This is a genomic window from Vibrio sp. S12_S33 (assembly GCF_963889785.1).
In the GTDB taxonomy this organism is placed as follows: Bacteria; Pseudomonadota; Gammaproteobacteria; order Enterobacterales; family Vibrionaceae; genus Vibrio; species Vibrio aestuarianus.
Genome location: NZ_CAWPQZ010000004.1, coordinates 1 through 21535 on the forward strand (window position 1 = coordinate 1; position 21535 = coordinate 21535).

The window sequence follows — 21535 nt, forward strand, 5'->3', positions numbered from 1 at the left end:
GTTTTTAAAGAGGATAACTCTCGGATTACTTTAGATGGTGCCGTCGAGAACATAGCGCTGTTCAGACGCTTTGTAATGAATATGCTCAAGCAATGTGATTGTGGTGCGCCAAGCCAAAAAGTGAAGTCGAAAAAAGCGGGATGGAACGATGATTATCGGGCTAGAGTCTTCTTTGGGTTATAAATCCATCAAAGTATGCTCCCGCCCTGCACTCAATACCGGCTCATAGACAATGACTTCGATACCTTTGGCTTTTAATCGCTTCATAATCCCTTGAATTGATGAGGCTCGAAAGTTATCCGATCCTGATTTCATGATAAGGCGATTAATCCCTACCACTTTTGGATTGCGCTTGATGCTGCTATCAGCAATAAAGTCTTTGCGGGTTCGGTTAGCCTCGACGATTGCGCCAACAATATTGTTAGGCACATTCTGGTAATTGGCCAACAATTGCTTGGTGTCTTTAGGCAGACAGTAACCACCGTAACCAAATGACGGATTGTTATAGTGGTTGCCAATGCGAGGGTCTAACCCCACCCCTTCAATAATCTGGCGGCTATCAAGGTTGTGTGCTTCTGTGTAAGAATCTAACTCGTTAAAGTAGGCCACTCGCATGGCTAAATAGGTATTCGAAAAAAGCTTAACCGCTTCAGCTTCAGTTGAGTTAGTGAAAAGAACAGGAATATCTTTTTTTCCGCCCCTTCAACTAATAGGTTGGCGAATGTTTGTGCACGCTTGCTTTGTTCCCCTACGATAATTCGCGATGGGTATAAGTTATCGTAAAGCGCTTTACCTTCACGTAAAAACTCAGGCGAGAAAATGAGATTATGACAATTAAGGTCTTGTTTGGTTTTTTCAGTATAGACAACCGGTATTGTTGATTTGATGATCATAACCGCATCTGGGTTTATCGTCATCACATCGGCAATAACCGCCTCGACCGAGCTGATATTGAAGTAATTGGTTAATGGGTCATAGTCGGTCGGTGTCGCGATAATCACAAAGTCAGCATTTTCGTAAGCTTGCTGTTTGCAGGTTGTGGCGACAAAGTTGAGAGACTTGTTGGCTAAAAAATGCTCGATTTCACTATTGGCAATGGGTGATTGTTTGTGGTTTAGCAGCTCTACCTTTTCCGTGATTATATCCATAGCAACCACTTCGTGATGTTGTGACAACAGTATCGCATTCGAAAGCCCGACATACCCTATACCAGCAACCGCTATTTTCAATGTATTTACCTTACTATTCGTTATTCTTATAAGACATGTTGTTCATAGGACAGTAATCACTAAGCGTTAATAATGCTCATATATTCAGCAACACCTTCAGCGACAGTTTTAAATTGGTGATCACAACCAGCGCTTCTGAGCTTACTTAAGTCGGCTTGAGTAAATTCTTGGTACGCACCTTTTAAGTGTTCAGGGAATGGAATGGTTTCCACTTTACCTTTGCCATGGTGTTTGATAACGGCTTTTGCAACTTCCTGGAAAGATTCGGCATTAGCCGTCCCTAAGTTATAAATACCAGATACGCCATTGTCCATAAACCATAAGTTCACCGCAGCAACGTCACCGACGTAAACAAAATCACGTTGGAAGGTTTCACTACCTGCAAACAATTTCGGGTTTTCCCCAGCATTCATCTGGTTATTTAGGTGGAAAGCAACAGAAGCCATTGAACCTTTGTGCTGTTCACGCGGACCATAAACATTGAAATAACGAAAACCAGTGACTTGAGAAAGCTTCTCGCCATGTTGCTGCGCATCTTGCCAAACTCGGCGTACATAGTTATCAAATTGCTGTTTTGAATAACCGTAAACGTTTAATGCACCTTCGTATTGTTTTTCCTCGACGAAGGTGTCGGTATCACCGTAGGTCGCAGCAGAAGAGGCATACAAAAATGGGATCTCACGTTCTAAGCAGTAATGAAGCAACTCTTTAGAGTATTCATAGTTTTAGAGTATTCATAGTTGTTGAGCATGATGTATTTACCATCCCACTCGGTGGTCGCAGAGCAAGCACCCTCATGGAAAACCGCATCGATTGGGCCAAAATCATCACCCGCCATAACTTGGGCAAGGAAGTCATCACGGTCCATATAGTCAGCAATATCAAGGTCGACCAAATTTTGAAACTTACGACCATTTTTAAGGTTGTCGACAACAAGAATGTCGTTAATGCCTTTTTCATTAAGTGCTTTGATGATGTTGCTGCCAATCATGCCAGCGCCGCCAGTTACGATGATCATAAATTTGTCCCAAATAAATGTTAGCTGCATGGAAGTATAACATTTCAATAAGCATTAGGAAGAGTACTAAAGGTGAAGTGCCAATTGGTTGCAAAGTGAGCAGTTGCTGTTGTCGATATGTCGGTTTCATCACAGTTATTTCGTGCAGTTAAAAAAATAGAGTTCATGTCAGATAAAATAACGGACCGAGAAAGGAGTTACATCGTCAGCGGGTGTTAGAATGCGCTGCCTGACTATCGCCACTTTGGCTCGATTAAGGTACAATTTTGCCAAATTAATGCAGCGATTAACTGCTACACAAAATGAAGTATTATCGTATTGGGGTCATGCTCAAGGGCGGTAGCGTACCTAAATGTCAGAAAAAAGGGAAGTTTGTGAATAACCATTACCAGTCATCCAACCAAAATCCGTCTCCCCCACAAATCCCAAGCTTTTACGAGCAGAATGATGAGATTGACCTCAAAGAGCTTTTTATGGCTCTTTGGCAAGGAAAGTGGTTCATCATTTTAACTACCTTGGTATTTGCGATAGGCGCTATTACCTATGCGTTAACGGCGCAGGAATGGTGGAGTAGCAGTGCAAAAATTGCTGTGCCGCAAGTTCAAGATTTTACGCAATACCAATCTCAAGTTAAGCAATACCAACCAATTTTTGACGTTTATCAAGAAGACGGTACGATCTTAGTGAATAACTATTTAGATGGTTTGGTTATGCCTCAACAGCTATTTCAATCATTCATTATGGCTTTTGAGTCGAATAAAAATAAACGTAATTTTTTAGATGGTAATGCTGTCTTTCAAAATTTCAAAAATAAGTTAGATGCCGAAGCCGAAGCCGAAGCCGATGAAGCTACACGTCGTTTGTATAATGCATGGTTTAGTAAACTAGCAACATCACAACCAGATAAAAGCAATAAAAATATTATTGAGCTAAAGGTTCAGGCTACGACAAAGCTAGATAGCTATAATTTACTACAAAATTACATTGCTTATATTAGTGATATTGTTCGTCGCGATGCTTTGCAAAACTTAAATGCGATTATTAATACTAAAAAAGATGAGCTATTACAGCAAAAAACAGCACTTTCTTTACAAGCAAAACAAAATCTTGAAGTTGAAATTCAACGCGCTGAGTACGCACTGCAAATAGCAACAGCGGCAAAGGTTTACACACCCGTACAAAACCTAGGTGAGAAGGAGATTTTTTCAATAAACCTAGGAAGCGCAGCTATTGAAGCAAAAATAAATGCGTTAAAAACTATATCAAACTTGAGCGTTATTGAGCCGCGTTTACAACAGATAGACTCAAAACTAACGTTAATTAACAACACAAAAATAAACCCTGAGATAGAGTTTGCTACATTTCAGTATTTAGATGATGTTCAGATGCCATTTAACAGAGATAAACCCAAACGAGCACTAATTGCAGTGTTAGGTGCGCTGTTAGGTGGAATGTTGGGAGGGGCTGTTGTGTTAGTTAGATTTGTATTTAGAAAAGAATCTAAGTAATTGATTTTTTTAAAACCTGTCTCGAATTTGTTAAATGTGCATGAACTTTATCAAGTTAGTCGAGATGAAGGGCACATTGAAAAGACGGCAGTTAAAATTCGCATTGAATACGGAGTTCTGTGAGCGAGTTTTATTTGGTGATTAACATTTAGTTAACTCATGCGCGGACCCTGCTCAGTGGGGGAGTAAGCTGAGATGGGAAGTTGAAAGTTTATATTTGAACTAGGTTAGAAAAGATGAAACTATCATTAGAACAGACAAAAATAGGCATTATTGGTTTAGGTTATGTTGGACTACCACTAGCGGTTGAATTTGGGAAAAAAATTCCGACTATTGGCTTTGACATCAATGAAGCGCGTATTAGTGAATTATCTTCCGGTCAAGATAGCACTTTAGAATGTAGTGAAGAAGAATTGGCTGAGGCAGAATTTTTATCTTACAGTGCATCTTTGGAAGATCTGAAAGAGTGTAATGTTTATATTGTTACTGTCCCAACACCTATTGATGACCATAAACAGCCTGATTTAACGCCATTGATAAAAGCTTCCGAAGCCTTGGGAGCAGTGATTAGCAAGGGGGATGTAATTGTTTATGAATCAACAGTTTACCCTGGTGCTACTGAAGAAACTTGTATTCCTGTTGTAGAAGCTGCATCAGGCTTGGCTTTTAATAAAGACTTTTTTGCCGGCTATTCTCCAGAGCGAATTAATCCAGGAGATAAAGAACATCGTGTTACAAATATCCTCAAGGTGACTAGTGGTTCAAACGAAGAAGTAGCAGAATTTGTTGACCAGCTATACAAGTCAATAATCGAGGCTGGCACACACAAAGCATCAAGCATCAAAGTCGCTGAAGCAGCAAAGGTCATTGAAAACACTCAGCGAGATGTGAATATCGCGCTCATCAATGAGCTGTCTATCATTTTTGGTAAGTTAGGGATTGATACATTAGAAGTTCTAGAAGCTGCAGGGACAAAATGGAACTTCTTACCGTTCCGTCCTGGCTTAGTTGGCGGTCACTGTATTGGTGTTGATCCATATTATCTAACACACAAGGCTCAAGCTGTCGGATACCACCCTGAAATGATACTTGCCGGGCGTCGTTTAAATGACAACATGGCTAAATATGTTGTTTCAGAATTGGTAAAAAGTATGCTGAAAAAAAGAATTCATGTTGAGGGGGCTAATGTGTTAGTGATGGGCCTTACTTTCAAAGAAAATTGCCCAGATTTGCGTAATACTAAGGTTGTTGATATTGTCTCTGAGCTAAAAGACTATAACATTAATGTTGATATAACAGATCCATGGTGCTCAAATGCAGAGGCTCAATCTGAATACGGTTTGTGTTTGACCAATGAACCAGCGAAAGGCCAGTACGACGCAATTATTATGGCTGTAGGGCATAACGAGTTCAAAAACCTAGGTGCGGAAGCTATTCACAGCTTAGGCAAAGAGACTCACGTACTCTACGACTTGAAATACATCTTAGATAAATCAGATGTAGATATGCGCTTATAATTACAATTCAATAGGTATCAGGTAAATCACATAATGTGAGTTCTGATACCTAGTTACAGGTAAATCATGATTAAATTTGAACAAATCAAGCGTGAACTGCTTACTGAGCCCAAAACTTGGCTAGTAACAGGCGTTGCTGGCTTCATTGGATCAAACTTGTTAGAGACACTCTTAAAACTTAATCAAACAGTAGTAGGTTTAGATAACTTTGCAACAGGCTTTCAATACAACCTTGATGAAGTGCAAGGGCTTGTTTCTGATAGTCAATGGCGAAAATTCACCTTTATCGAAGGCGATATCCGTAACTATTCTGATTGTCAAACGGCTGTTAAAGGTGTTGATTATGTTTTGCACCAAGCCGCGTTAGGGAGTGTACCACGCTCTATTGCTGATCCTATTACTACAAATTCGGCAAATATATCTGGTTTCATTAATATGCTTAATGCGGCGAAGGAAGAACAGGTTACTAGCTTTACTTATGCCGCTAGTAGTTCAACCTATGGTGACCACCCTGCTTTACCAAAGGTTGAAGATAACATAGGTAAGCCTTTATCTCCTTATGCTGTGACAAAGCTTGTAAATGAGCTTTATGCAGAGGTTTATGCAAGAACATATGGCTTTAAATCTGTAGGCTTACGTTACTTCAATGTCTTCGGTAAAAGACAGACTCCAAATGGTGCTTATGCGGCGGTCATCCCCAAATGGACATCTTCAATTATTGAAGATGAAGATGTATATATTAATGGGGATGGTGAGACGAGTAGGGATTTTTGCTATATAGCTAATACAGTCCAAATTAATATATTAGCAGCGACTTGCGATGAAGCTTCTAAAAATAATGTATATAATGTTGCGGTCGGAGATCGAACTACATTAAATGATTTGTATGAAGAAATTAAAATTCAATTAAACAATAATGGTATTTCTACTGAAAAGTCCCCGTTCTATCAAGAGTTTAGAGCTGGAGACGTGCGTCATTCGCAAGCTGATGTATCAAAAGCTAAAGTCTTATTAGGGTATGAGCCACAGTACAATATAACCGATGGGATTAAAGAAGCGATGCCTTGGTATGTCAAAATACTCAAGCAAGGGGTGTGATTAATTGTGTTGTGCTTTAATGATATTCTCTTGTAAATTCATACTATGAGTAAAAAACTAATTGGCAACGGATTTATATATTTGTTTACAAATATATTTAATGCGGCAATACCATTTCTTCTTCTTCCGATATTGACAAGAGTACTAACTCCTGAAGATTATGGTTTAGTCACGATGTTTACGTTGTCAGTATCAATATTAGGAACATTTATTGGGCTTAGTGTACATGGTGCAATAAGTGTGAAATATTTTCAAATATCTGAGGAGGAACTGTCTGAATATGTAGCATCATCACTGCTGATACTTATTGTTAGTTGTTTGTTAGTCTTATTTATAGTTTGGAATGTCGACTTCGTTAGTGACTATACACTATTACCAAAAACTTGGTTGATAATAGCCTGTTTTACTGCAATGTCACAGTTTATTGTAAATATTAAATTGGCATTATGGCAAGTAAAGAAAGAAGCAATTAAATTTGCACTATTTAAGATATCATTAACATTATTAAACGCGACTTTATCAGTTTTCTTCTTATTCTTTTTATTGAAAAGTTGGGAAAGTCGTACCCTAGGTATTTCAGTATCCATTTCATTGTTTTCTATTATCGCGTTATTATACCTTTACCTTAATGGTAATTTAACTATTAGAATAAAACGAAAACACTTATTGGAAATCTTAAGGTTTGGAGTGCCTTTACTTCCTCATGCTGTTGGTGCATTTGCGATTTCAATGGTGGATAGGCTTATTGTTGCCAATATTTTAGGTGATAAGTCTGTGGGGGTTTATATGGTAGGTCTGCAAGTAGCAATGGTGATGGCTATATTATCTGATGCATTTTCAAAAGTTTATTCACCTTGGTTGTACGAAAAGTTAAAAGAGAAAACTGAATCAGCATACCTTATGATTACAAGTTCTACTTATATTATATTTTTGTTTTTTTCTATGATGATTTTCCCAGTATATTTTGTTTTGAAGTTTCTACTTCCTTATATAGTAGGCTCTGAATTCTATTCAGCTGATGAGCTAATTATTTGGTTTGTTATCGGTAATGCATTCACGGGTATGTATCATGCTATTGCAGGCTTATATTTCTTTACTGGAAGAACTGGTTTGTTATCCATGGTTACTTTGTTTTCTGGAACCCTGTCTATATTATTAACCTATTATATGGTTTTACGGTGGGGGATCATAGGAGGGGCGATTTCGTTTGCAATTAGTAACGCATTTATGTTTTTATCTGCTCTTTTTGTATCGTCTTTTATTATAAAGCTTCCTTGGTGTAAATATTACTCTATGTTTGTTTTTTTAAAAGTTAATATAATAAAAAGATGAGAAATATCATAGCGGTTAGTGTTGTGTTTTATTTGTAATGATACACCTTTCAAGGGCGTGTCATTATGGAAGTGCATATGTATTTGTTATATAATAGTAAAGGCTGATGAAGTATCTAAATGAGAATGCCATACTATTTTTACATTTTGGTAAGTAGCTACCAGATATGGACGTTATGGCTAGTTGGTGGTTTTTCTGAGACGATATTACGATTTTTTAAAATATAAAGGTGTTTCATGCTAAATAATAAGAGCGTATTGATAACTGGCGGTACTGGTTCATTTGGTAAGCAGTTTATAAAAAGTATTCTGGAGCAGTATGATGATGTTAAGAAAATAATCATTTACTCTCGTGATGAGTTAAAGCAGTCAGAAATAAAGCTACAGTATCCGAGTAAAGATTACCCTCAACTTCGCTTTTTTATCGGTGATGTACGCGATCAAAACCGCCTAATTCAAGCTTGTGAAGGTGTAGATGTCATAATTCACGCCGCTGCAATTAAACAGGTTGATACAGCTGAATATAACCCGACTGAGTGTATTCGTACTAATGTCGATGGTGCTGAAAATGTAATCAATGCGGCTTTACAGTGTGGAGTAAAAGATGTTGTTGCACTTTCTACTGATAAAGCTTGTGCGCCCATTAATTTATATGGTGCAACTAAATTAGCATCGGATAAGTTGTTTGCTGCAGCTAACAATATTAGAGGCTCTAAAGATATCCGTTTCAGTGTTGTTCGTTATGGTAACGTGATGGGTTCTCGTGGCTCTGTTATTCCATACTTTATGAAAAAGAAAGAAGAGGGTGTTCTGCCAATTACTCACGAAGAGATGACACGTTTTAACATCTCTTTGCAAGACGGCGTAAATATGGTGATGTACGCACTAGAAAATCATTTAGGCGGTGAAATTTTCATCCCCAAGATCCCATCATACAAAATCCTAGACATAGCGGAAGCAGTGGCTCCTGGCGTGGCTACAAAGGTTGTGGGGATTCGCCCAGGTGAGAAACTACATGAAGAGATGATTACAGATACGGACTCGCTAAATACGATTGATTTAGGTCGATATTACGCAATTTTGCCATCAGTATCACTGATTTATAGCGAACAGGAATATATGGCTCACCATAAAGCAGAAAAAGTACCATTCGGCTTTAAGTACAACTCAGGAACAAACACTGAGTGGGAAACTATTGAAGGCCTGCGTGAACTTATCAAAGAGCATGTTGATCCAAACTTTGCAGTGTGAGACATATTGTGATTCCTTACGGTAAACAAGATATCAATCAGCAAGACATCGACAGTGTTTTGGGTGTTTTGAAATCGGACTTTTTAACTCAGGGGCCTCAGGTTCCTGCATTTGAGGCTGCGCTTGTTGAATATACGAGCGCTGGTTATGCGCTAGCCGTAAACAGTGCGACATCGGCACTCCATATAGCTTGCTTGGCTTTAGGGCTTGGGGAAGGGGATTGGCTATGGACATCCCCAGTCACTTTTGTAGCGTCGGCAAACTGTGGCTTGTATTGTGGTGCACAAGTTGATTTTGTCGACATAGACCCTGCGACCTACAACCTGTGTCCTAAACGTCTTGAGGAAAAGCTGATTGCAGCCAAAGCAAATGGCAAGCTACCTAAAGTCGTTGTTCCTGTGCATTTGTGCGGTCAACCTTGTGATATGGCTGCCATTGGTAAACTGGCAAAAGAGTATGGTTTTAAAGTCATTGAAGATGCGTCACATGCGATTGGTGGACGTTATAAAGGTCATCCGATAGGGAATTGCGAATACTCAGATATTACGGTATTTAGTTTTCACCCAGTTAAGATTGTAACCACTGCTGAAGGTGGAGCGGCACTGACTAATCAAAAAACGCTGGCAGATAAAATGGCGCTGTTGCGCAGTCATGGTGTGACTCGCGATCCTGAGTTTATGCGTGGGGAGTCTCATGGCGGTTGGTATTATCAACAAGTCGACCTTGGTTTTAACTACCGCATGACGGAGCTTCAAGCGGCGTTAGGTGTGAGCCAAATGCAGCGTCTTGATGAGTTTGTGACGGCTCGCCATAAGCTTGCTAATGGATATAACGAAAAACTCGCTGATTTACCTTTAGTGTTACCTTATCAGTTACCTGATACGTATTCTGGGCTTCATCTTTTCGTGATTCGTTTGCGTTTGAATGAGATTGAGTTAACGCATAACCAGGTGTTTGATGCGCTGCGTGAACGTGGAATAGGGGTCAATCTGCATTATATTCCTGTTCATACTCAACCTTATTATCAAGATATGGGGTTTGTTGATGGGGACTTCCCGGAATCTGAACGTTACTACAGTGAAGTAATTTCTCTTCCGATGTTCCATAGTATGACGGGAGAACAGCAAGATACAGTAGTTCAAACTTTGACCGATATCTTGCAGGGACGTTAATGAAAATTGCAATCATTCCTGCACGTGGTGGTAGTAAGCGGATCCCACGTAAGAACATCAAGGCGTTTCATGGCAAACCTATGATTGCGTATTCGATTGAAGCTGCAACAGCATCGGGGTGTTTTGATAAGGTCATTGTTTCTACTGATGACGTTGAAATAGCCAATGTCGCGAAAGAATACGGAGCGCAAGTGCCGTTCTTGCGCCCTGATGACATATCCGATGAGCATGCGACCACCATGGACGTGATGGCCCATGCCATTCGTTGGTGTGAAAGCGAAGGGTGGAACGTAGAGGCGGTGTGCTGTTTGTATGCTACCGCTCCTTTTGTACTGCCTAAAGATCTCCAGGAAGGTTATCAATTGCTTCAAGACTCTGGGGTTCAGTTTGCTTTCAGTGCAACGTCTTTCCCATTTCCAATCCAACGCGCAATTAAGCTTGATGAGCAGGGTGCTGTTTCCATGTTCTCTCCGGAGAATGAGCAAGTACGGTCACAAGACCTTGAGGAAGCTTATCACGATGCGGGTCAGTTCTACTGGGGGCAGACCAATGCCTTCTTAAACAAACTTTCTATCTTCTCGCCTCATTCTAAAGCCGTGCGACTGCCTCGTTGCCGTGTTCAAGATATTGATACGCAAGAAGATTGGGAACTGGCAGAAGCGCTTTACTCTGCTTTTAAATTGGCTGAAAAATAAAGTCGAAATTGCTATGAAAGTCGTTTTTCGAGTCGATGCTTCCTTATTGATTGGAAGTGGTCATGTCATGCGGTGTTTGGTGCTTGCTGACCAACTGAAGCAAAAAGCTTATGACGTCACTTTTGCATGCACGCCTTTAGAAGGGGACATGCGGTCGTTCATTCAGCAAAGAGGGTTCGGTGTTATAACACTGCCAGCCCCTCAACAAGTTGTCGCTCCCCTGCACGATGCCGATTATGTGGCTTGGCTTCAAAAAAGCCTTGCTCAAGACGTAAGCGACTTCGTTGCCGCTGTGGGCTCTGCGGATTTGGTCGTGACAGATCATTATGCTATCGATGAACAATGGCAGCACTCAGTTAAGCAGGCGATGAACTGTCGCTTGTTGGCCATTGACGATCTTGCTCGCGTTCACTGTGCGGATGTCGTGCTTGATCAAACTTTAGGGCGTGCCGAGGCAGATTATCGTGGCTGTGCTTCAGTTGTATTGGCAGGAAGTGAATATGCCATGCTGCAACCTGCTTTTGCCAAAAAGCGAGAGTTGGCATTGTCTCGAAAGCTTGTGTCGGAGCCCTCAAAGGTACTGATATCGATGGGTGGGGTTGACGCTCCCAATGCGACTCTCAAGGTTCTGGAGTCTTTAGTGCCTAACGTTCATGCTAATTTTACCGTCCTGCTTTCTCCGCGCGCGCCTCATTATAAAGAGGTTAAACAGTGGTGTGCGGAACATCACTTTGTTACTCATCTGGACTTTGTCTCCGACATGGCGAGCTTAATGTTGGCGCATGATGTTGCGATTGGTGCTCCTGGCACAACCAGCTGGGAGAGAGCCTGTTTGGGGTTACCAAACCTGATTGTTCCTCTGGCGGACAATCAGAAGTTGATCAGTCAGCAGTTGGTTGATTGTCAGGCTGCTATTAAGGTGGAAGTTGAAGATATCTCCACCAGAGTCGTGAGTGCTTACTCTGCATTGATTGAGCGTTGGCATGAGATGAAACTTGCCAATTTAGCGTTGTGTGATGGCCGTGGTGTTCGCAGAGTCGCGCTCATCATAAATGAGTTACTCACATCGGATAAAGCGCCTTTGTCGTTAGTCTTGGCAGCTCAAGAAGACATCCAGCTTGTCTATGAGTGGCAGTGCCACCCGCGCACGAGAAAGTATGCGCTAAACTCAGATCCCCCTACTTGGGCAGAGCATCAAGCTTGGATGTCAAAAAAACTGACTGAAACGTCTGACTATTTTTATATGGTAACGGATCGCTTGGATCAACGTCATTTGGGTGTCGTGCGCTTAGACAGAATAAAGGTCGGACATTACCTTGTGTCGATCTTTGTGGAGCCAGGGAGTTACGGTCAAGGCGTTGCATCACAAGCTCTTGCGATGGTTGATGCGATACACCCTGACGTTACTTTGCATGCCACGGTTTTAAAATCAAACGGTGCTTCTCAGCGACTATTCCAGAGAGCCGGTTACCAACAAGTCGATGATGAAACTTACCTTCGACAACCTATTGATTGAGGTAAAAATGAAACCATTTATAACCATTGACGGCCGCCAAATTGGCCCAGATTTTCCACCATATATCATTGCTGAGTTGTCTGCTAATCATAATGGTGATATCAACCGCGCCTTTCAGATTATGGAAGAGGCGAAGAAGGCTGGGGTGGATGCGATCAAGCTTCAAACCTACACTCATGAAACCATTACGATGGACTGTGATTCTGAAGAGTTTCAGATTCATGGTGGTCTATGGGGTGGCCAAACCTTATATGAACTTTATAAAGGCGCTCACATGCCTTGGGAATGGCATAAGCCCTTGTTTGAAAAAGCAAAAGAGCTAGGTATGACGATATTCAGCTCACCTTTCGACTTCACGGCCGTGGATTTACTGGAAGAGCTAGATGCTCCTGCCTACAAGATTGCATCGTTTGAGGTAATTGACTTACCGCTGATTAAACGCGTTGCTCAGACTGGTAAGCCAATGGTTATCTCTACCGGTATGGCGAATGAAGAAGAGATTGCCGAAGCCATTAAAACGGCGAAAGATAATGGTTGCCAAGAATTGGTTGTGTTGCATTGTGTGAGTGGGTATCCGGCACCCGCTGAGCAGTATAACTTAAGAACGATTGCAGATATTGCTCAGCGCTTTGATGTGCTTTCTGGTCTTTCTGATCACACAATAGATAATGCGACAGCAGTGACGTCTGTTGCTTTGGGGGCTTGCTTGATAGAGAAGCATGTGACGATGGACAGAAATGGTGGTGGCGCTGATGATAGCTTCTCTCTTGAACCTGCTGAGTTAAAAGCTCTTTGTCAAGATACGAAAACAGCATGGCAAGCACTCGGTCATGTGAATTACGAAAGAACAGAAGCAGAAAAAGGTAATGTGAAGTTTCGCCGCTCTTTGTATGTAGTTAAAGATATAAAAGCAGGTGAAGTGCTGACGCCTGATAATGTGCGTAGCATTCGTCCTGGATTTGGCTTGGCACCGAAGCACTATGAAGCGGTGTTAGGCCGAAAAGTAACGCAAGCCCTTTCCCGTGGTACGGCACTGTCGTTTGGTATGATAGAGATAGATTGATAATGAAATACTGCAAAAAGTGCTTAACGACGGACCTTCGTCCTAACGCTTCTTTGTCGGAAGGAGTGTGCATCGCGTGTCGTTATTCTGAATCAGAGAGTAATGATAATGCCAGCTTGAAATTGAAATTGCTTAAGGACAAGATTCAGAAAAGTCGTCAGAAACAGAGAAACAAAGGTGCGTATGACTGCATCGTCGGTGTGAGCGGAGGAAAAGACAGTACCCGCCAAGCTCACTGGGTTCGTGACCGTTTAGGGTTACGACCGTTATTGGTATGTTGTGCTTATCCTCCGAAGCAGATGTCTGAAATCGGTGCGCGAAACCTAACAAACCTGATTGAAATGGGTTTTGATGTCATAGCCGCTACGCCAGCACCACAAACGGCCGCTCAACTCGCTCTAGAGTCATTTAAGCAATTTGGCAATGTTTGTAAGTCAACGGAGATGTCCCTGTTTTCTACGGTGCCTCGCTTGGCGATAGAGCTTGGAGTGAATACCATTTTTTGGGGTGAAAACCCTGCGCTGCAAGTTGGTGATGCGGCGGTTGAAGGCTTTGATGAGTTTGATGGTAATAATTTGCGTCGATTGAATACTTTGACGGCAGGCGGTACGGATTGGCTGAAAGCCGCGGTCGCCTCTCCTTACCTGGCTGAACATTATTTATACCCAAATGAGATAGAGTTTGAGCGTAAACAAATCAACATTTTCTATCTTGGCCCTGCATGGGACGATTGGAGTAATGATGACAACTCTGCCTATGCATCGCTGCAAGGTTTAACACTTCGACCGGGTGAGGAGCTGGAGACGGGGGACCTGTCAAACGCGTCTATGCTGGATGAAGAGTTTACGAACATCAATATGATGTTGAAATACTATAAATTTGGTTTTGGCCGAGCAACCGATGCGGTGAATGAGCAAATTCGCGCGGGTAAACTCACTCGAGAGCAAGGGGTTGAAATCGCAGAAAAGTACGATGGCCTTTGTTCAGACCGCATCATTCAAAGTTACTCAGATTATGTGAGTATAACAATGGATGAGTTCTGGAACATTGCGAATCACTGGATAAATCCTACCATTTTTGAGATTAGACCGGGTCAACGTCCAGTGAGAAAATTCAGTGTGGGAGTGGATTATGAAGGTTGATATTCTTGATATCGGTAGTGGTAACATTCGCTCGGTAAGAAACTGGATAGAGAAATCTCATGTATCTACTCGAGTTGTGACTTGCCCGGAAGATATTCAATCCGAGATGCTTGTTTTACCTGGCGTCGGCTCGGCGGGCTCATACATGCAACGAATGAAAGCGGGGCATTTTGATGAAGCGGTGAAAGAGCATGTCAAGCAAGGTCGTCGTTTGATGGGGATCTGTCTTGGTTTTCAGTTAATGATGGAGCACTCCGAAGAGGATGGTCATGTTGAAGGGCTGGGCTTGCTTAGCGGGCATGTCGAGCATCTGCCTAGTGCAATCTCTCATAACGGTTGGGAGTCGCTCTCTTTTCATCGGCATGAGATGAATGGTCAACGTTTTGGAAGCCGTCATCAGTTGAGTCAGAAGCGTATTTTTGATGGACGCGTTTTTTATAATCATGAGTATGGTGTAGTTAGTCAAGACGATGCCGCCTTTGCTCTTCCAGTGAGTCATGCTCTGGAACAGTACAGCGGACTGTTGGTGAAAGATAACATCATCGGTATTCAGTTCCACCCTGAGAAAAGTCAGGTGTCAGGAACGGACTTAATCAATATGATTCTTTAGGGAGATACGATGCGAGTCGGCTCTACAGTTTTATTACACAACCAACAATGTGTGCAGTCTTATCAATGGACTACCCTGCGCCCTTTAGGTGACTTACAAGGGGTATTGGACTCATTAGAAGAGTACCAATGTGACGAAGTCGCCATTATTCGCCCCGTGAGAGCGTGTGATACGTTGGCGAAATTTGAAGAAGACATTCAGGTGTTACACCGCTTGAAAACCATGACGCCTATCAGTTTTGGAGGGGGGATTCGAACGTTGGAGCATTTAGCGTTGTTGAATGACTTGCCGGTTGAGCGGTTGGTGTTTTCCTCTGCATTCCTGTCGAAAGATCGTGAATTGCTTGAAACGGCTAAAGATCTCTTTGGTCACCAAGCGATTCAATGCTTACTCCCGATTCAGAATGGTGAGGGAAGTATGCAAGTCTACTGTTCTGAAAAGGCGATGTTTATTCCATTGAGTGACGTTGATTTCGACTTCATTCAGGCGTATGCCAACGAGGTCATCTTGTTGGATGTGATGCATGAAGGGGCGAATAACCAATTTGATTTTGAACTGCTGAAACACATTCCACTGAGCCATCGCAAATTGATTGTCAGTGGTGGAGTTGGGTTTGAATCCGTCAAGTCAGCACACAAACAAGAGCTTGCTTCTGTGTTGGTTGATAACAAAGTCCTACATAAAGAATATTCAATTACGAGTTATAAACATGCTGTCAAGATGTCCTAAATGTCATTATCCAACAAAGCATCCATTTGGTTTGATTGTTTCTGAGCAAGAATGCTCGGGTTGCTTCACTCATAAAGAAAAAGATCAAATAGATTGGAGTGTCAAAGCTGGTGAACTTGAACTGACTCTGAATCGATTTAAAAAACAGCGCAGACAATACGATTGTGTTGTCCCAGTTGTTGGCGATGCCGAAGATTACTACACCTTGAGTAAGGTATTAGAATTAGGACTGTCTCCACTTGTCGTGTGTGTGAATGACTACTTTAAGAACGATATTGGTTGGCATAACCTACATAACTTGATCACACACTTTGATGTGGACTCATTTGTATTTAACCCAGATATGCGGGTATACAAAGATCTGGTGAGAACCTCGTTGCGAAAATTTGATCATATGATGCTGCCTTTTCTTCAATTGCATACTTCTTTCCCCGTACACGTTGCGTATGAAAGAAAGATCCCACTTGTTATTTGGGGGCAAAATCAAGCGGTGGAACAAGTGGGTAAGTTCTCCCACCATGATGCAACTGAAATGAGTCGTTGGAGCCGTCGAGAGCATGACTTATTTAATGTCGAGGTTGAACATTTAATAGGTAATGGTGCTCAAGTTGATGAGCGTGAGCTTAACTACTATCGATACCCAAATACTCAGGCTTTATCGCGTCGAGGGGTACAAGGGTTATATCTAAGTAACTACATGCGTTGGGACCCACTGGCTCAAAACCAAGCGATGACTCAGCACGGGTTCGTGCCAGAAGCAAACTCATCTTCATTTGATGTGTATGAGCGAGCAGGCAGCTCGGTGTACTATCAGTTGCATGATTTACTTAAATTGAAGAGAGTAGGTTATCGTAAGGTGAATGATCATGTGGCAAGGGAGATTCGTCACGGTCGTTTAACGAGTGAGGAAGGTCGCACCGTATTGGAAGGGTATAATCAAGCCCCGGTTCATGTGAAGCCATTTTTTGATTGGTTGGGTGTCAGTAAGAGTGGCTACGACTGGTTTAAGATGCATCGCCTCAAAGCAGTTCAAGCGCTTATCACTGAAAGTCGCTGTGACGTTGACATTATAGTGAGGTTGCCAAGAGCTGTGAGAGATTTTTTATTACCGACAAAAACAGCACGAGAGCACCATGTTGTTTTTGGAAAAGGTATATCTATCTGATATTGAGTGTTTTAATTGCAGTTTGGGATGTGTGAATGAAAATTAGAAAATCGCAGATTTATCAACTTGAAGCCCCTAAAGAGCTAAAAGTTATAGATAGGGAACTCTCGATCGAAAGTGGCGATCAAGTGTTAGCTGAAAGCATTTATAGCGCTGTATCTCCAGGTACAGAGCTGTCAGCATGGATGGGAAAGCCTCCTTTGCGTCCGGGTAAGATATACCCACGAGTGCAAGGCTACTGTAATTTGGCTCGAGTTGTTTCTATTGGTAATCAGGTTAAAAATACTAAAATAGGCGACTGGATTCTTACTCATCAGTCTCACCGAACTGAATTCTGTATTTCTGAGAGTGAGATATTAGTTTCATTTGATAACTTAACGGATGTTGAAGCAAAAAAAGTTGTAAACACTTATTTGTATCACTTAGGCTACTCTTCATTACTTAAAGCAAAATTTTTCCCAGGACACAAGGTGGGAATTATTGGTTTTGGTGCTTTAGGCTATACAACGGCTGCTTTGGTTGCTGCATTTGGTGGGGCGCCAGTTTTAATCACTAGCGATCCTAAACGTGTATCTATATTTAATGACCCATGTGTTTCTACATTGTCAAAAGAAAGAGCACGAAGTAATGATGAACAAGATTCGTTCGATATAATTATCAATACATCCGATAGTTGGGACGATTATTTAATTGGATTAAAGCTGCTACGGTTAGGGGGCGTTTGTGTGCTATTAGGCTTCCCTGGTCGAGGTGAGAACCTACCAAGCTTTAACCCTTTAGATTCTAGCTACCTTTACGATAAGCAGTTGAATATAAAATATGCAGGTCATGTTTGTGAAAGTGATTGTCTTCCTATAGATGTCAGGTTTACGCTAAAAAGGAATATGGAATATATATCGGATATGATTTTGAGTAATAGAATTGAAACAGCAGCTCTTAATTCTTATGTAGAGAATTGGAAGGAATTAGAACAAGTATATACTCATTTAAATAATAGAACTGTCCCATCTCTAGGGGGTATTTTAAAGTGGTAGCAAAGTGTGCAGTGATCGGTTGTGGAAGAATGGGGGCTCAAAAATCTGAGCGACTAGAAGGCATTGTTCCTTCTGGTTGGTTACCAATATCACATGCTGAATCAATAGAACAAACTGATATTATGAGTTTGGTTGCATTTTCTGATAATGATGAAAATAGGCTTGCAGAAGTTTCAAGTGACTATGATGTAGATAAAAAATATCTAGACTATGAAAAACTGTTAAAAGACGTTCAGCTAGATATTGTTACAGTTGCAACTAGAACGCCGATGAAGTTTGATATTATTAAAAGTTCAATTTTAAAAGGTGTAAGGGGGATCTATGTTGAGAAACCACTTTCAAACAGTTTGAGAAAGACTGTTGAGCTTTTAGAGCTTGCTGATAGCCACAGGTGTTTTTTATCATATGGCGTAAATCGAAGATTTCATTACGTATACAGAAAAGCAAAAGAGTTGTTGGCTGAGGGTGCTATCGGTAAGTTAATAGAAGTTAGTGTTGAATTTGGATGTTCACCATTGCTCTGGACTCACCCTCATAGCATGGACATGCTCACGTACTTCGGTGGAACTCCTATTAGTGTTAGAGCTGATTTAGACTCCAACTCTTTTAACCTTGTTAGTGATAATATCGTAGACTCTGATCCATTAATCCTAAGTGCTCAAATTGTATTTGAGGGTGGGGTTCGAGGTTCAATAAGCTGTGGTGAAGGAGGTGTTGTTCGATTGTTAGGCTCTAATGGCACAATGATTATCCATGGTGATGGTGCTTGTATCCAAATGTCTACTAAATCAGAATCTCATTCTCCATATTTTCATGATCAAAAGTTTATAACACCTCAAGCGCCTAAAGGGGCAACTAAAGTTGCTTTCGAAGAATTAGCAAAGGTTGTACAGGGGAATATATCAGAAGAAGAGTTTATCGAAAAAATATCACCTAATGATATCTTGTATGGACAACAGTTACTATTGGGATGTGCTTGGTCACACTTAAATTCTAATAAATACATTGATATTGATACTATTCCGAGTGATCTAACTGTTACTGGTAAAAACGGGCAATACTTCGCATAAGTTACAGAATATGAAGAAATTTCTAAATGCAATAAAGACGATTCGTAGTGCTATTCTTGTAAAAGATGAAAAACCAGACTATATATCAAAAAATTCAATCTTGTTTGGCTGTCATGATGTTAACCGTTCTATGAAAGAAAATGGAAAATATTATTCTCCAATTTTAGAGGGTGTTAAATCATTACTAATTGGTAAGTATGATTTTGTAAATATCTCACATCCGTTTGCTATACTATCTAGTGGTAAAGTAAAGGGAGGAAGCATAACTTTAAACTATAGGTTCTTAGCTATGCGAGTTAAATTGTTTTTTAGCTCTATATTAGGTTTGAAGAATTATGATGATTATCGAACGGAATTAGAGCTTCGAATATATAGTGATTTACTTGAAAAAATAAACCCATTGATGATAATTTCGATTCAACCGCCACTTGGACTGTGTAAAGCTGCGCGTTTGAGAGGAATAAAAGTGGTTGAACTAATGCACTTTAATAATATAAGTGCACATGATGATATATTTACAAAACATTTCTCTCTTCCTGATGAGTTATTACCTAATGTTATTCTGAGCTTTGATCAATGTAGTTATAAGACTGTTTCGGGTTTGTGTGAAGGTCGTGACATAATATCTTATCAAACCGAAGATGCTTGGTATAATCATTTGATGTTTAATAAAGATAAAAATAATGATGAATTAAAGTCGATAATCGGCGATTTTGACAAAGTTATTCTAGTATCGCTTCAGTGGGGCTATGATGGTGAAAGAGACCGGTTATCAAATATAATACCTAACGGTATAGTTCATCCTGCTATTGAAGATTTAATTCAAGAATCTAGCAAGGATACTTTATTTTTAATTCGTCTACACCCAATTCAGATGTTAAGACCTTGGTATAGACACCATGTGGAACATGTCCGAGCATTAGCTACAAAATATAAAAATGTTGAATTTGAAATGTCAAGTAATTTACCACTGCATTACATACTTGATGACGTCGATGTGCATTTGACTATGTCTAGCAGTTGTGTAGGTGAAGCTGCGATAGCAAAAGTTCCTTCTCTTTTACTATGTCCATCTTTAAAGCTCGGAAATGAAAACTATGGACTTTTTAGAGAGCTTGAGTCTGAAGGGTATGTTACCTTTGGTGAATTGAATAAAGAGTATATACAGAAGTGGGTTAATATATCGTGTAAACAAGGTTCAAAAGATATTTACAATGTCGAAGAAGTTCGAAATTCATTGAAAGCATTTTATTTTGATTTAATAGAAAATAAATATTAAAAACAAACCTTAAGGTTAAAGTAAGTGAAAAAGTATATAGTCATGGTTTCAGGTGGAATTGGGGGGGCTGAGAAACGATTCTTTGATATTTTTAAAGGGTTAGTTGCATATGATAAAGAAATATATCTAGTCCTACCAAGTTGCCTGTTTAACTTGATATCGGAAAGCGAAGATGTCCAGCCTTATCTTTGCAATATTGTAATAGTGGACATGCCTGCGTGGTCACCAATACGCTTTGCCTGGAGATTTTATAACGATGTTCTTAAAGTGGCTAAGAACGAAGATGTTTTCCACTATCCTTTAAGCCCTCTTTTTTTTCTGCACCTTTTCGGAGGTAAAAAATTCACAATTTCATATTGCGATTGTTACAATCCTCCTAAATTAAGTACTAATAATAAAAATTCGACACTACAATATATTGCCAGCTTTTTCTCAAGTAAAATTGATATTTTGAGTCCAAATGTTTTTTCTCTTGTAAAAGATAGGAATCCTTATCTTAAAGACAAAATATCATTGACTCCTGGGGGGACATATATTTATCCAACTGAAAATGGAAATGAAGAAAAAGAACGAAAGTTAGTTTTTCTATCTAGATTGGAGCCAAATAAAGGAGTTGAGGTGCTATTCTCATTATTGCCTAAAATTAATGAGCAATTGAGCTCGGAGGCATCAGTGCGATTTGAAATTTATGGCTTAGGGAGTCTATCTGATTTTGTAACGGAGCAAGTAGAGATACTGAGGCTTAAGGGAATAAATATAGACTATTTGGGTTATGGTGACCCTAAGAAAGTTCTTCCAACTGCTTGGGTTGTTTTTTCTTTACAGGAAGTGACGAACTACCCCTCAAGAGTTGTAGCAGAGGCGCTATTGGAAGGGTGCGAGGTTATTATTTTAGATACTGGTGATAGTCGAAGATTTGGTGACAAAAAAGGAGTAAGTTATTTGGATGAAAATTTAGAGAACATAGAAGAAATTGTTAGTGATATTATCGAAAGATCTACTTATAATAATATTAATATTGTCAATGTTATAAAAAATGAAGCCCGATGCTCATTTAGTTCGAATCAATATATCAGCTACTTCTATACATTACTAGGCGGTAAATAAG

The 21535-nt window shown here is 40.4% G+C and carries 17 protein-coding genes and 3 pseudogenes; 18 read left to right on the plus strand and 2 right to left on the minus strand.

Translation table 11 applies throughout. The features are described from left to right. Nucleotides 1-183, plus strand: a pseudogene (locus AACW06_RS02840) (ISAs1 family transposase); the annotation flags it as partial. Between the two features lie 30 nt (nucleotides 184-213). Here the strand turns inward: AACW06_RS02840 and AACW06_RS02845 are convergent. Continuing rightward, nucleotides 214-1229: pseudogene (locus tag AACW06_RS02845) on the minus strand (nucleotide sugar dehydrogenase); the annotation flags it as partial. Between the two features lie 59 nt (nucleotides 1230-1288). After that, nucleotides 1289-2247: pseudogene (gene rfaD, locus AACW06_RS02850) on the minus strand (ADP-glyceromanno-heptose 6-epimerase). A gap of 302 nt (nucleotides 2248-2549) precedes the next feature. Between rfaD and AACW06_RS02855 the strand changes: the two are divergent. The 17 genes from AACW06_RS02855 to AACW06_RS02935 all read left to right on the plus strand — a co-directional run bounded on the left by AACW06_RS02855 (nucleotide 2550) and on the right by AACW06_RS02935 (nucleotide 21534). Beyond that, nucleotides 2550-3755 carry an LPS O-antigen chain length determinant protein WzzB gene (locus tag AACW06_RS02855; RefSeq protein WP_238336620.1) on the plus strand — a complete coding sequence of 402 codons (1206 nt, stop codon included), beginning with the start codon at nucleotides 2550-2552 and terminating at the stop codon, nucleotides 3753-3755. 236 nt (nucleotides 3756-3991) lie between these two features. Continuing rightward, the gene (tviB, locus tag AACW06_RS02860) at nucleotides 3992-5272 is read left to right on the plus strand and encodes a Vi polysaccharide biosynthesis UDP-N-acetylglucosamine C-6 dehydrogenase TviB (RefSeq protein WP_192073903.1); all 1281 of its coding nucleotides are present in this window, start codon (nucleotides 3992-3994) and stop codon (nucleotides 5270-5272) included. Nucleotides 5273-5338: 66 nt separating this feature from the next. Continuing rightward, nucleotides 5339-6370 (plus strand): NAD-dependent epimerase/dehydratase family protein, encoded by a 1032-nt coding sequence (locus tag AACW06_RS02865; RefSeq protein ID WP_192073904.1) that lies wholly within the window; start codon nucleotides 5339-5341, stop codon nucleotides 6368-6370. A 45-nt stretch (nucleotides 6371-6415) separates the two neighbouring features. After that, a complete protein-coding gene (locus tag AACW06_RS02870; protein ID WP_192073905.1) occupies nucleotides 6416-7702 on the plus strand; it encodes a lipopolysaccharide biosynthesis protein in 1287 nt (428 codons plus the stop codon). Nucleotides 7703-7938: 236 nt separating this feature from the next. Next, on the plus strand, nucleotides 7939-8952 hold the full coding sequence (pseB, locus tag AACW06_RS02875; RefSeq protein ID WP_192073906.1) for a UDP-N-acetylglucosamine 4,6-dehydratase (inverting): 1014 nt from the start codon (nucleotides 7939-7941) through the stop codon (nucleotides 8950-8952). Continuing rightward, nucleotides 8949-10124 (plus strand): UDP-4-amino-4,6-dideoxy-N-acetyl-beta-L-altrosamine transaminase, encoded by a 1176-nt coding sequence (gene pseC / locus AACW06_RS02880; RefSeq protein ID WP_192073907.1) that lies wholly within the window; start codon nucleotides 8949-8951, stop codon nucleotides 10122-10124. The genes pseB and pseC overlap by 4 nt, the downstream gene beginning before the upstream one ends. Then, nucleotides 10124-10819 (plus strand): pseudaminic acid cytidylyltransferase, encoded by a 696-nt coding sequence (gene pseF, locus AACW06_RS02885; RefSeq protein ID WP_192073908.1) that lies wholly within the window; start codon nucleotides 10124-10126, stop codon nucleotides 10817-10819. Before pseC ends, pseF begins: the two co-directional genes overlap by 1 nt. 13 nt (nucleotides 10820-10832) lie before the next feature. Beyond that, entirely contained in the window at nucleotides 10833-12335 is a 1503-nt protein-coding gene (gene pseG / locus AACW06_RS02890) for a UDP-2,4-diacetamido-2,4,6-trideoxy-beta-L-altropyranose hydrolase (RefSeq protein ID WP_192073909.1), read from the plus strand. Nucleotides 12336-12342: 7 nt separating this feature from the next. Then, complete coding sequence (pseI, locus tag AACW06_RS02895) at nucleotides 12343-13398, plus strand: pseudaminic acid synthase (protein ID WP_192073910.1); 1056 nt, start codon at nucleotides 12343-12345, stop codon at nucleotides 13396-13398. Nucleotides 13399-13400: 2 nt separating this feature from the next. Then, nucleotides 13401-14540 (plus strand): N-acetyl sugar amidotransferase, encoded by a 1140-nt coding sequence (locus tag AACW06_RS02900; RefSeq protein WP_192073911.1) that lies wholly within the window; start codon nucleotides 13401-13403, stop codon nucleotides 14538-14540. Next, entirely contained in the window at nucleotides 14530-15150 is a 621-nt protein-coding gene (gene hisH, locus AACW06_RS02905) for an imidazole glycerol phosphate synthase subunit HisH (protein WP_192073912.1), read from the plus strand. Before AACW06_RS02900 ends, hisH begins: the two co-directional genes overlap by 11 nt. A 9-nt stretch (nucleotides 15151-15159) precedes the next feature. After that, complete coding sequence (locus AACW06_RS02910; protein ID WP_192073913.1) at nucleotides 15160-15879, plus strand: HisA/HisF-related TIM barrel protein; 720 nt, start codon at nucleotides 15160-15162, stop codon at nucleotides 15877-15879. After that, the gene (locus AACW06_RS02915) at nucleotides 15860-17044 is read left to right on the plus strand and encodes an N-acetyl sugar amidotransferase (RefSeq protein ID WP_192073914.1); all 1185 of its coding nucleotides are present in this window, start codon (nucleotides 15860-15862) and stop codon (nucleotides 17042-17044) included. The genes AACW06_RS02910 and AACW06_RS02915 overlap by 20 nt, the downstream gene beginning before the upstream one ends. Nucleotides 17045-17079: 35 nt before the next feature. Next, on the plus strand, nucleotides 17080-18078 hold the full coding sequence (locus AACW06_RS02920; protein ID WP_192073915.1) for a hypothetical protein: 999 nt from the start codon (nucleotides 17080-17082) through the stop codon (nucleotides 18076-18078). Next, a complete protein-coding gene (locus tag AACW06_RS02925) occupies nucleotides 18072-19148 on the plus strand; it encodes a Gfo/Idh/MocA family oxidoreductase (protein WP_192073916.1) in 1077 nt (358 codons plus the stop codon). Before AACW06_RS02920 ends, AACW06_RS02925 begins: the two co-directional genes overlap by 7 nt. 10 nt (nucleotides 19149-19158) lie before the next feature. Continuing rightward, nucleotides 19159-20427 (plus strand): hypothetical protein, encoded by a 1269-nt coding sequence (locus AACW06_RS02930; RefSeq protein WP_192073917.1) that lies wholly within the window; start codon nucleotides 19159-19161, stop codon nucleotides 20425-20427. Between the two features lie 24 nt (nucleotides 20428-20451). Beyond that, a complete protein-coding gene (locus AACW06_RS02935; protein WP_192073918.1) occupies nucleotides 20452-21534 on the plus strand; it encodes a glycosyltransferase in 1083 nt (360 codons plus the stop codon). The last annotated feature ends 1 nt before the right edge of the window (nucleotide 21535 follow it).

Excerpts from the sequence above, each read along its gene's own strand:
- AACW06_RS02855 (WP_238336620.1), top strand. The coding sequence starts at position 2,550 with ATGAAGTATTATCGTATTGGGGTCATGCTCAAGGGCGGTAGCGTACCT.
- tviB (WP_192073903.1), top strand. The coding sequence starts at position 3,992 with ATGAAACTATCATTAGAACAGACAAAAATAGGCATTATTGGTTTAGGT.
- AACW06_RS02865 (WP_192073904.1), top strand. The coding sequence starts at position 5,339 with ATGATTAAATTTGAACAAATCAAGCGTGAACTGCTTACTGAGCCCAAA.
- AACW06_RS02870 (WP_192073905.1), top strand. The coding sequence starts at position 6,416 with ATGAGTAAAAAACTAATTGGCAACGGATTTATATATTTGTTTACAAAT.
- pseB (WP_192073906.1), top strand. The coding sequence starts at position 7,939 with ATGCTAAATAATAAGAGCGTATTGATAACTGGCGGTACTGGTTCATTT.
- pseF (WP_192073908.1), top strand. The coding sequence starts at position 10,124 with ATGAAAATTGCAATCATTCCTGCACGTGGTGGTAGTAAGCGGATCCCA.
- pseG (WP_192073909.1), top strand. The coding sequence starts at position 10,833 with ATGAAAGTCGTTTTTCGAGTCGATGCTTCCTTATTGATTGGAAGTGGT.
- pseI (WP_192073910.1), top strand. The coding sequence starts at position 12,343 with ATGAAACCATTTATAACCATTGACGGCCGCCAAATTGGCCCAGATTTT.
- AACW06_RS02900 (WP_192073911.1), top strand. The coding sequence starts at position 13,401 with ATGAAATACTGCAAAAAGTGCTTAACGACGGACCTTCGTCCTAACGCT.
- hisH (WP_192073912.1), top strand. The coding sequence starts at position 14,530 with ATGAAGGTTGATATTCTTGATATCGGTAGTGGTAACATTCGCTCGGTA.
- AACW06_RS02910 (WP_192073913.1), top strand. The coding sequence starts at position 15,160 with ATGCGAGTCGGCTCTACAGTTTTATTACACAACCAACAATGTGTGCAG.
- AACW06_RS02915 (WP_192073914.1), top strand. The coding sequence starts at position 15,860 with ATGCTGTCAAGATGTCCTAAATGTCATTATCCAACAAAGCATCCATTT.
- AACW06_RS02920 (WP_192073915.1), top strand. The coding sequence starts at position 17,080 with ATGAAAATTAGAAAATCGCAGATTTATCAACTTGAAGCCCCTAAAGAG.
- AACW06_RS02930 (WP_192073917.1), top strand. The coding sequence starts at position 19,159 with ATGAAGAAATTTCTAAATGCAATAAAGACGATTCGTAGTGCTATTCTT.